At 68.9% G+C, this 10,317-nt stretch carries 11 protein-coding genes; 4 read left to right on the forward strand and 7 right to left on the reverse strand.

What is annotated here, in order from left to right; genetic code table 11:
- The 7 genes from VG899_07665 to dnaA all read right to left on the reverse strand — a co-directional run.
- On the reverse strand, positions 1 to 545 hold a 545-nt coding region (locus VG899_07665; protein ID HWA66230.1), incomplete at its 3' end, for a DNA gyrase subunit A.
- Positions 546 to 594: 49 nt separating this feature from the next.
- Entirely contained in the window at positions 595 to 2,559 is a 1,965-nt protein-coding gene (gyrB, locus tag VG899_07670) for a DNA topoisomerase (ATP-hydrolyzing) subunit B (GenBank protein ID HWA66231.1), read from the reverse strand.
- A 235-nt stretch (positions 2,560 to 2,794) separates the two neighbouring features.
- Positions 2,795 to 3,319, reverse strand: coding sequence for a DciA family protein (locus tag VG899_07675; GenBank protein HWA66232.1), 525 nt, complete (start codon positions 3,317 to 3,319; stop codon positions 2,795 to 2,797).
- A complete protein-coding gene (gene recF, locus VG899_07680; protein ID HWA66233.1) occupies positions 3,309 to 4,433 on the reverse strand; it encodes a DNA replication/repair protein RecF in 1,125 nt (374 codons plus the stop codon). Before recF ends, VG899_07675 begins: the two co-directional genes overlap by 11 nt.
- On the reverse strand, positions 4,433 to 5,356 hold the full coding sequence (gnd, locus tag VG899_07685; protein ID HWA66234.1) for a decarboxylating 6-phosphogluconate dehydrogenase: 924 nt from the start codon (positions 5,354 to 5,356) through the stop codon (positions 4,433 to 4,435). The genes recF and gnd overlap by 1 nt, the downstream gene beginning before the upstream one ends.
- Before the next feature lie 25 nt (positions 5,357 to 5,381).
- Positions 5,382 to 6,515: a DNA polymerase III subunit beta gene (gene dnaN / locus VG899_07690; protein HWA66235.1), complete on the reverse strand. Its 1,134-nt coding sequence runs from the start codon at positions 6,513 to 6,515 to the stop codon at positions 5,382 to 5,384.
- A 315-nt stretch (positions 6,516 to 6,830) separates the two neighbouring features.
- Positions 6,831 to 8,195, reverse strand: a complete 1,365-nt coding sequence (gene dnaA, locus VG899_07695) for a chromosomal replication initiator protein DnaA (protein HWA66236.1) — start codon at positions 8,193 to 8,195, stop codon at positions 6,831 to 6,833.
- Between the two features lie 418 nt (positions 8,196 to 8,613).
- Here dnaA and rpmH point away from each other — a divergent pair, with 418 nt between their 5' ends.
- From rpmH to yidC, 4 genes are all read left to right on the forward strand, one after another.
- Complete coding sequence (gene rpmH, locus VG899_07700; protein HWA66237.1) at positions 8,614 to 8,751, forward strand: 50S ribosomal protein L34; 138 nt, start codon at positions 8,614 to 8,616, stop codon at positions 8,749 to 8,751.
- Between the two features lie 11 nt (positions 8,752 to 8,762).
- The gene (rnpA, locus tag VG899_07705) at positions 8,763 to 9,095 is read left to right on the forward strand and encodes a ribonuclease P protein component (GenBank protein ID HWA66238.1); all 333 of its coding nucleotides are present in this window, start codon (positions 8,763 to 8,765) and stop codon (positions 9,093 to 9,095) included.
- Positions 9,092 to 9,364: a membrane protein insertion efficiency factor YidD gene (yidD, locus tag VG899_07710; GenBank protein HWA66239.1), complete on the forward strand. Its 273-nt coding sequence runs from the start codon at positions 9,092 to 9,094 to the stop codon at positions 9,362 to 9,364. Before rnpA ends, yidD begins: the two co-directional genes overlap by 4 nt.
- Positions 9,361 to 10,317, forward strand: a 957-nt coding sequence (gene yidC / locus VG899_07715; GenBank protein HWA66240.1) for a membrane protein insertase YidC, incomplete at its 3' end; no start/stop codon positions are given. The genes yidD and yidC, both read left to right, overlap by 4 nt.

Genomic DNA, 10,317 nt, shown 5'->3' on the forward strand with positions numbered 1-10,317 from the left:
TCGCCGGAGTGAAAGAGCATCGAGGCACCGACGGGGTCGCCATTTCGATCGAGAACCTTGAGATCGATGGGATTGTCGGAGTTCGGCGCGGCTTCAGGAACGATGGCGCCGATCTCAACCGAAGATCCGTCAGCAAGGCGCACGCGTGTCGATGCCGGCAAGCAGTAGCGCATCGCCGCGGCCGGATCGTTGCCCGGCGAGCCGAAGTTGCCCTGTCCGTCGACCAGCGGGAGCCGCATCGCCCAGGGCTGCGCGAGGCGGACCAAGGTGTCGTAGATCGCGGAGTCACCGTGCGGGTGGTACTGGCCCATCACGTCACCGACGACGCGGCTGCACTTGGAGTAGCCGCGATCCGGCCGATACCCACCGTCGTACATCGCGTAGAGCACCCGGCGGTGCACCGGCTTGAGGCCGTCGCGGACGTCGGGCAGCGCGCGGGACACGATCACGGACATCGCGTAGTCGAGGAAGCTGCGCTGCATCTCGACTTCGAGCCCGACTGGCTCGACCCGGCCGCCGCCAGACGGGGTGGTGATCTCGGTCAAGGTGTTCCTTTCGCGGTCGTGCGACGTACGACGGACTGCCGGCGCCTACTCAGATGTCCAGGAACCGGACGTCCTTGGCGTTGCGAGTGATGAAGGACCGACGCGCCTCGACGTCCTCGCCCATCAAGACGCTGAACATCTCGTCGGCCGTCGCCGCGTCGTCGAGGCTGACCTGCAGGAGCACCCGGGTCTCGGGGTTCATCGTGGTCTCCCACAGCTCCTCGGCGTTCATCTCGCCGAGCCCCTTGTAACGCTGGATGCCTTCGTCCTTCGGCAGCTTCTTGCCGGCTGCGGTGCCGGCCTCGATCAGGCCGTCGCGCTCACGGTCGGAGTAGGCGTAGTCCGGCTCGTTCGGCTTGTTCCACTTCAGCTTGTACAGCGGCGGCGAGGCGAGGTAGACATGGCCGGCTTCCACCAGCGGCTTCATGAACCGGAACAGCAGCGTGAGCAGCAAGGTACGGATGTGCTGGCCGTCGACGTCGGCGTCGGCCATCAGGATGATCTTGTGGTAGCGCAGCTTCGCGATGTCGAAGTCGTCGTGGATGCCGGTGCCGAGCGCGGTGATCAGCGCCTGGACCTCGGTGTTCTGCAGCACCCGGTCGATGCGGGCCTTCTCGACGTTGATGATCTTGCCGCGGATCGGCAGGATCGCCTGGAACACCGGGTTGCGGCCGCCTTTCGCCGAACCGCCCGCTGAGTCGCCCTCGACGATGTAGAGCTCGCACTCCTCCGGGTTGGTCGACTGGCAGTCGGCGAGCTTGCCGGGCAGCCCGCTGGACTCCAGCAACCCCTTGCGCCCGCGAGCGAGGTCGCGCGCCTTGCGCGCCGCGACCCGGGCCTGCGCGGCCTGCGCCGCTTTGGAGACCACGATCTTGCCTTCGCGCGGGTTGCGCTCGAACCACGACGCGAGCCAGTCGTTGCACGCCTTCTGCACGAACGACTTGGCCTCGGTGTTGCCGAGCTTGGTCTTCGTCTGTCCTTCGAACTGCGGTTGCGCGAGCTTGACGGAGACGATCGCGGTCAGCCCCTCACGGATGTCGTCACCGGTGAGGTTGTCGTCTTTCTCCTTGAGGATCTTCTGGTCACGGGCGAACTTGTTGACCACCGTGGTCAGCGCCGCCCGGAACCCCTCCTCGTGGGTGCCGCCCTCGTGGGTGTTGATCGTGTTGGCGAAGGTGTAGACCGACTCGGCGTACGTCGAGTTCCACTGCATCGCGACTTCGAGAGCCATGCCCTCGCCGTCGTTGTTGAAGTGGATGACGGAGTCGTGGACCGCGGTCTTCGTCGCGTTGAGGTGCTTGACGAAATCCTCGAGCCCGCCCTTGTAGAGGAACAGGTTCTCGACCGGCACCTCGTCGCGCTCGTCGCGCAGCGTGATCGACAGGCCGGCGTTGAGGAACGCCATCTCCTGCAGCCGGCGCGCCAGCGTCTCGTAGGAGTACTGCGTCGTCTCGAAGATCGCCGGGTCGGCCCAGAACGTCACCGTCGTCCCGGTGTCCGTCGTCGGCTCGCCGCGCTCGAGCTGGCCTTCCGGCTTGCCGCCGTCGACGTAGGCGCGGAACCAGTTGAACCCGTCCTTCTTGATGTCCACCTCGAGCCGGGTCGACAGCGCGTTCACCACGGAAGCGCCGACTCCGTGCAGGCCGCCCGACACCGCGTAGGACTTGCCGTCGAACTTCCCGCCGGCGTGCAGCGTGGTGAGGATGACGTCCACGGCGGGCTTCTTCTCGACCGGGTGCTTGTCCACCGGCATGCCGCGCCCGTTGTCGGACACGCTCACCGCGCCGTCGGCGCGCAAGGTGCAGAAGATGGTGTCCGCGTGACCGGCCAGCGCCTCGTCGACCGCGTTGTCGACGATCTCGTAGACCAGGTGGTGCAGCCCGCGCTCGCCGGTGGAGCCGATGTACATGCCTGGGCGCTTCCGCACCGCCTCGAGACCCTCGAGGACGGTGATGGATTTAGCGTCGTAGGTCAACGTGCGCTCCCCTGGGGCGTGGGCGACAAACCGGCACATCCGCAAACCCGGGCACACGGCGAGAAAGCGCTGTGCGCCCGGAACCAGGGATGCTTGGTTCAATCCTACCCTCGCCCGGGGTCAGAACTGGCCGTTTCAGGCACCTGTGGAGGGTCGTGGCGCGCAATCCCCCTCGGTCCAATGTCCCCCCACGCGGGACGAGGTCACCGAGAGGCGTACGACGCGATCAGGGCGGCCGGTTGCACCCTAACCGGCGGCAGCGACGGCGCCGCGGTCATCCGTAGGTGTCGCGGGGCCCCCGACCCATCACCCGCAGCGGCCCGTGACGCCAGTCCGGCGCGGTCGGACCGCGCACTTTCAGCTTGGTGACCACGCCCGGTCCGACCTCGGCGACGATGCGCGCCATCAGCTGTCGCGACATCAGCCGCAGCTGGGTCGCCCACGCCGTCGACTCGGCGATGCAGGTCAGCTCACCGTCGACCAGCCGGTCGGGCTTGCAATGAGCCGCGATGTCCTCGCCGACGATCTGCGCCCACCGCGGCAACAGCCCCGCGGCCGTCAGCGTGCGCTCCCAGTCCCGGTCCCGGACCAGCTCGTTGACCAGCCCGCCGAGCAACGCCGGGTCGCGGGGGTCCGGCCCGGCTCCGCTCCACCTGGACTCGGCCCCCTGGCGCGGCTGGGCCTTGCGGACCGGTTTGGTACGCCGGGCCCGGTCCAGCAACCGCCGCGCCGGGTCGGCCGCCGCGCCGGCCGGTGGCTGCGGCTGCGGCCCCGAACCCGCGCCGTCCTCAGCGGACACGGCGCACCTGACCGGCGGCGACGTCGACTCGGGCGCCGACGAGCTGTTCCGGCACGTCGCCGGCGACCGCCGCGGTGATCAGCACCTGTTCGGCCGGTGCGACGAGCTCGGCGAGTGAGGCGCGACGTGCCGCATCCAGCTCGGCGAACACGTCGTCGAGGATGAGGACGGGCTCCCCGCCGTCGGCGCGGAGCAGGTCGTATCCCGCCAGGCGCAGGGCGAGCGCGAGCGACCACGACTCGCCGTGACTGGCGTAACCACGCGCCGGGAGCCCACCGATCGAGAGCAGCAGGTCGTCGCGATGCGGCCCGACCAACGTCAGCCCGCGGTCGAGCTCGGCGTCCCGCTTGGCCGCCAGGGCCGCGGTCATCGCCGCCGACAGCAGCTCGCGGTCGGTCGTCCCGACGATCTCGGGTGCGACCGAGGAGCTGTAGTCGATCGCGGTCGGCCCGCCACCGCCGCTGACCGCGGCGTAGGCCTTGTCCAGCAAGGGGCGCAACGCGTCGACCATCGCGTGACGGCCGGCCAGCAGCGCCGCGCCGGCCTCGGCGAGGTGGGCGTCCCAGACGTCGAGCGTGCGCAGCTCGGCGCCGGCGCGCCGTGCCGAGCCGGCAGACTTCAGCAGCGCGTTCCGCTGCTTCAGCACGCGGTCGTAGTCCGAGCGCACCGCCGCGTATCGCGGCGACCGGGCGACCAGCAGGTCGTCGAGATAGTCGCGGCGGCCCGCCGGGTCACCTTTGACGATCGCCAGGTCCTCCGGCGCGAACAGCACCGTGCGCAACGTGCCGAGCAGGTCGCGGGCCTTGGGCAGCGCCGCGCCGCCGCGGCGCGCCCGGTTGGCCTTGCCCGGCGTGATCTCCACCTCGAGCAGCACCTCGCGGGCGTCCTGGACGACGACCCCGCGCACCACCGCGCGCTCGGCGCCTTCGCGAACCAACGGCGCGTCCTGGGCGACCCGATGGCTGCCGAGCGTGGCGAGGTAGCCGATCGCTTCGATCAGGTTGGTCTTGCCCTGGCCGTTGGGCCCGACGAAGGCGGTGATCCCGGCGTCGAGGTCGAGGTCGACCTGCGGGTAGGAGCGGAAGTCTGTAGCGGACAGCTTCGCGACGTACATCAGCCGGATATGCTGTCCGCTGCCGACGACGGCCCACTCGACCCGTCCGTCGACTCGACGGCGTGCCCGCCGAACTGCGCTCGCAGCGCGGCAACCATCTTCATCGCCGGCGAGTCCTCCTGCCGGGAGGCGAACCGGGCGAACAGCGCGGCGGTGATCACCGGCATCGGTACGGCGTGGTCGATCGCCGCCTCCACCGTCCAGCGACCTTCCCCGGAGTCCTGCGCGAAGCCCTTGAGCTTCGCCAGGTGCTCGTCCTCTTCCAGCGCGCGGACGGCGAGGTCGAGCAGCCAGGACCGTACGACGGTCCCCTTCTGCCACGAGGCGAAGGTCGAGCGGACGTCGGTGACGAGGTCGGTTGCTTCCAGCAGCTCCCAGCCCTCGGCGTACGCCTGCATCATTCCGTACTCGATGCCGTTGTGGACCATCTTCGTGAAGTGGCCGGCGCCGACCTTGCCGGCGTGGACGAAGCCGGACTCCGGATCGGGTCGCAACGCGTCGAACACCGGCATCATCCGCTCGATCGATGCGTCGTCGCCGCCGGCCATCAGGCCGTAGCCCTCGGTCAGGCCCCACACGCCGCCGGACACGCCACAGTCGACGAACCCGATGCCCTTCTCGGCGAGCGCGACGGAGTGCAGCTGGTCGTCGGTGTAGCGCGAGTTGCCGCCGTCGACCACCAGGTCCCCGGCGTCGAGCAGCTCGCCGAGCGCGGCGATCGACTCACTCGTCGGCTTGCCGGCCGGGACCATCACCCACACCGCCCGCGGCTTTGCCAGCGCGGCGACGAGCGCCTCGAGGCTGTCGACGTCGCGGCCGGAGTCCGGTGAGAGGTCGTAGCCCACCACGTCGTGGCCGGCGCGGCGCAGCCGCTCGACCATGTTCTTGCCCATTCGGCCGAGGCCGATCATTCCCAGCTGCATGGCGCTGTCCTACCCGACGCAGATGTCAGGACGCCAGACGAACCGGCATCAGCAGGTAACGATGATCGGTCGCGCCGTCAGCGTCGGCCTTGCCGGTGAGCACGGCCGGCTTGGTCGGGCCGGTGAACGACAGCGCTGCCTCGTCGGAGTCCAGCGACCCGAGCCCGTCGAGTAGGTACGTCGGGTTGAACGCGATGGTCAGCGGCTCGCCTTCGAACTGCGCCGGCAGCGACTCGGTGGCCGCCGCGTCGTCGAGCCCGCCGGCCTCGAGGGTGATGCCGTCAGCGGACAGCGACAGCCGGATCGGTGAGGTGCGCGACGCGACGAGCGCCACCCGGCGTACCGCGTCGGTCAGCGCCGCGGCGTCGACGGTCGCAACACCCGAAGAGGTCTCCGGCAGCAGCGAGCGGTACTTCGGAAACTCGCCGTCGAGCAGCCGGCTCGTGGTCGAGCGCTCGCCGCCGGCCAGCCCGATCAGGCCTTCGCCCGCGGCGGCGTTCGACAGCGCGATGGACACGTGTGCGCCCGACGTCAGCGACTTCGCCGCCTCGGCGAGCGTCCGCGCCGGGACCAGCGCCGTCGCCTCCATCGAAGGCTCCTCCGGCTGCCAGCGCAACGTGCGCACCGCCAGCCGGTAGCGGTCGGTAGCGGCGAGGGTCATCTGCTCGCCGTCGATCTCGACCCGGATGCCGGTGAGCACCGGCAGCGCGTCGTCGCGACCGGCGGCGACCGCCACCGCGGCGACCGCCGCGGCGAACGCGTCACTGCCGACGCTGCCCGACACCGACGGCATCTCCGGCAGCGACGGGTACTCGTCAAGCGGCAACGTCGGCAAGGTGAACCGCGAGGACCCGCAGGTCAGCACCACCCGGCTGCCGTCGGTCGCGAGGTCGATCGGCTGCGGCGGCAGGCTGCGGGTGATCTCGGCGAGCAGCCGGCCGGGAATCAACACCGACCCGGCCTCGGCGACCGTGACGTCGAGGTCGGCCTGCGCCGAGACCTCGTAGTCGAAGCCGGACAGCCGCACGCCGGAGCCGGCGGCGGCCTCGGCATCGATGCGCAGCCCCGACAACACGGGCAAAGCGGCCTTCTGCGGCAGGATGCGCGTGGCCCACGCGACGGCGTCGGCGAATGCGTCACGTTCGACTCGGATCTTCACTGGTCTCGCCTTCTCTCGTAGGTGGTCCCTACGCAACTGCGGTGCTGGGCAATCCACATGGTGATAAGCGGTTGGTCAGACAAGTTTGAGGTCAGCTGGTGGTCGTAATAAGGCCGGTGGATGTTGGTGACAACCGGTGAAGCCCCAGGTCAGCGCGGCATGTCGCGTCCCGAAGCGGTGTGGACGACCCCGCCGAAGCTGTGAAGACGGTGGGGATGACGCGGGCCGGCCGGCTGATTGGACGAAGTACGACGGAAACGTCCACAGCGTTGTCCCCAGGTTGTGTACGGAGCGAAACCGAGCCCCACGGCGTGCTCATGCCCGGGCCTGGCTCTTGATCCGGTTCGTGAGCTCGCTGACCTGGGTGTAGACCGATCGGCGCTCGGCCATCAGAGACCGGATCTTGCGGTCGGCGTGCATCACCGTGGTGTGGTCACGCCCGCCGAAGTGCTGTCCGATCTTCGGCAGCGACAGCTCGGTGAGCTCACGGCACAGGTACATCGCGACCTGACGCGCCTGGACGAGCACTCGGCTGCGCGACGAGCCGCACAGGTCTTCCATCGAGATCGAGAAGTACGCCGCGGTCTGGGCCATGATCGTCGACGCGGTGATCTCGGGACCGGCCGCGTCCGCGATGAGGTCCTTGAGCACGATCTCGGCGAGCGCCAGGTCCACGGCCTGCCGGTTGAGGCTGGCGAACGCGGTGACCCGGATCAGCGCGCCTTCGAGCTCGCGGATGTTCGAGGAGATCTTGCTGGCGATGAACTCGAGCACGTCCGGGGGAGCGTCGAGGCGCTCGGCGGCGGCCTTCTTGCGCAGGATCGCGATCCGGGTCTCGAGCTCAGGGGGTTGCACGTCGGTGATCAGGCCCCACTCGAACCGGTTGCGCAGCCGGTCCTCCAGCGTGACCAGCTGCTTCGGCGTGCGGTCGGAGGAGATGACGATCTGGCTGTTCGCGTTGTGCAGCGTGTTGAACGTGTGGAAGAACTCTTCCTGCGTCTGCTCTTTGTTCTCCAGGAACTGGATGTCGTCGACGAGCAGTACGTCGATATTGCGGTAGCGCTTGCGGAACATCTCGCCGCGCCCGTCACGGATCGAGTTGATGAAGTCGTTGGTGAACTCCTCCGAGCTCACGTAGCGCACCCGGCTGCCGGGCACGAGGGCTCGGGTGTAGTGGCCGATCGCGTGCAACAGGTGGGTCTTGCCCAGTCCGGAGTCGCCGTAGATGAACAGCGGGTTGTACGCCTTGGCCGGCGCCTCGGCGACCGCGACCGCCGCCGCGTGCGCGAACCGGTTGCTCGAGCCGATGACGAAGGTCTCGAACTGGTACTTCGGGTTGAGCCGGTCCGACTCACCGCGTTTGGCGATCGAGGTCGGCGGCGGCAGTGGCTCGTCGTCGACCGGGTACGGGTCCTCTTCGACCACGTCGGCAGGTTGCGACGCCTCGCCGGTCGGCTCGCTCGACTCCGACTCGACGGTGACCGCTACCCGGACGTCCTGAGCGAGCTCGCGCGACAGCGCGTCGACCACCAGCGGGCGCAACCGGGTGTCGAGCACGTCGCGCGCGAAGTCGTTGGGCGTTGCCAGCACCACGGTGTCCTGCACCAGTGCCAACGGCTTGGTCAGGCGCAGCCAGGCGCGTTGCTGGGCGGAGACCACGTCCTCGCCAAGTCCGGCTATCGCTCGGGTCCAGACAGCGTCGAGATCGAGGACCTGGTCGGACAATGGGCGCTCCTCCGGCAGGTACGGGCGAAATCCAGGCGTCTTGCGACGGTCGTGCAGCAATTCCTAGCGTCGGCGGGGACCTCGTCCACACCGCCATCCACAGACTGTGGATCTTCGTGCGAAGAGCTACCAGGGGAAGGACCGGCGGCGAAACGCTAACAGCCGGTGACGGGCGCTTCAACCGCTACCGGCGTGTTGCCTTGACACGTCTCGATCTGGCGACCGGAGCTGCTCGTTTGACCCGCTTCACACCCCCCCGTACCTTGGCTGAGCGCGTCATGCGTGCGCAGGTCGGTACGTGCCTGCCGCATGCGGGAAATCGCGCCACCAGTCCTGCAGCCGAACGGGTTGCAGCTACCCGTGTGAGGCACAAGTGAGCAAGCGGACGTTCCAGCCGAACAACCGTCGTCGTGCGAAGACGCACGGCTTCCGGCTTCGGATGCGCACGCGTGCCGGCCGCGCGATCCTGTCGTCGCGTCGCCGCAAGGGCCGCGCGTCGATCTCGGCCTAAGAGCCTCGCACGTGCTGGCGCGGCCGTTGCGGCTGCACCGCCCCGCGGAGTTTCGCCTGGTCACCCGGCAGGGACGGCGAGTGAGCGAGCCGGGGCTGGTGCTGCATGCCCACCGGGCCGACGACGCCGCGACCAGGGTCGGTTTCGTCGTCGGCAAGGTGGTCGGCCCCGCGGTCACGCGTAACCGAGTGCGTCGCCGCCTCCAGCACTTGCTCGCGGCGCGGCTGAACAAGCTGCCGGCGGGAGCGCGCCTGGTGGTGCGCGCCACGGCGACGGCGGCCGGTCGCAGCTCGGCGGCGCTGGCCGAGTCCCTGGACCGGGCCTTGGCGAAGGCCTACCCGTGAGCGCGCCCGCGGCGGTTGCGGTGCCGGCCCGACGTACCGGTTGGTTCGCGGCGGCCCTGCTCGCTGTGCTCACCGGTTACCAGCGGTGGGTTTCGCCCCTGTTTGTCCCCCATTGTCGGTTTCATCCGTCGTGTAGCAGCTACGCGATGGCCGCCGTCGCCGAGTACGGCGCACTGCGCGGGGGCTGGCTGGCGCTGCGCCGCATCGGCCGTTGCCATCCCTTCCACGCCGGCGGTTACGACCCTGTTCCGGAACGGATGACCCGATGAGCTTCCTGAATCCGCTCTACAACGCGGTCGCCTGGCTGCTGGTGCACATCCACAGCGGGCTCGCCCACATCGTCGGGTCGAGCGCGGCGTGGTCGCTGTCCATCGTCGTGCTGACGGTGGCGATGCGCCTGGTGCTGTTCCCGGTCTTCGTCAAGCAGATCCGCAGCCAGCGCGCGATGCAGGCCGTCCAGCCGAAGATGAAAGAGCTGCAGACCAAGTACAAGAACGACAAGGAGAAGCTCAACCAGGAGATGATGGCGCTCTGGCGCGAAGCCGGGGTCAATCCGCTGTCGGGCTGCTTGCCGCTGCTGTTGCAGATCCCGATCTTCATCTCGCTGTTCCACACACTCAAAGAGATCAAGCCGATCTCCACGACCTGCAACTCGCATCTGGTGAGCTGCTACAAGGGGCAGCAGGGCTTCCCGCAGCTCGACGTGTTCCACGCGGCCCACGCGAAGCTGTTCGGGATCGTGCCGATCTCGGCGTCGTTCAAGACCAGCAGCGCGGTCCTGCACGCGCTCGGTGGCAGCCAAGGATCGACACGTGCGCTGTGTCTGATCCTCACCGTGATCATGGGCGCCACCACGTTTATCACCCAGCGTCAGCTGATGGCCCGCAACGGCCCGGTGGCCGACTCCCAGCAGGCGCAGACGCAGAAGATCATGCTTTACATCTTCCCGTTGTTCTTCCTGATCTACGGGTTCTACTTCCCGGTCGGTGTGCTGCTCTACTGGCTGACCACCAACCTGTGGAGCATGGTTCAGCAGTACGCCGTGATCCACCGGATGGATGTCGCGCCGGCCGGCGGCCCACCGGTGGCCCCGAGCGGCCCGCGCCCGGGCGCCAAGCCGATCCAGCCCCGCGGCGGCTCGAAGCCCGCTCCGCAAGCCCCACCGCCGAGCGGTCCCCCGCCGGGCGCCAAGCCCAACCGTTCTCCCGGTGACGTGGTGCTG

It is taken from the genome of Mycobacteriales bacterium (assembly GCA_035550055.1).
GTDB lineage: Bacteria > Actinomycetota > Actinomycetes > JAFAQI01 > JAFAQI01 > DASZTV01.

Coding starts and splice junctions, on each gene's coding strand:
- gyrB (HWA66231.1), bottom strand. CDS start 2,559: ATGTGCCGGTTTGTCGCCCACGCCCCAGGGGAGCGCACGTTGACCTAC.
- recF (HWA66233.1), bottom strand. CDS start 4,433: ATGTACGTCGCGAAGCTGTCCGCTACAGACTTCCGCTCCTACCCGCAG.
- gnd (HWA66234.1), bottom strand. CDS start 5,356: ATGCAGCTGGGAATGATCGGCCTCGGCCGAATGGGCAAGAACATGGTC.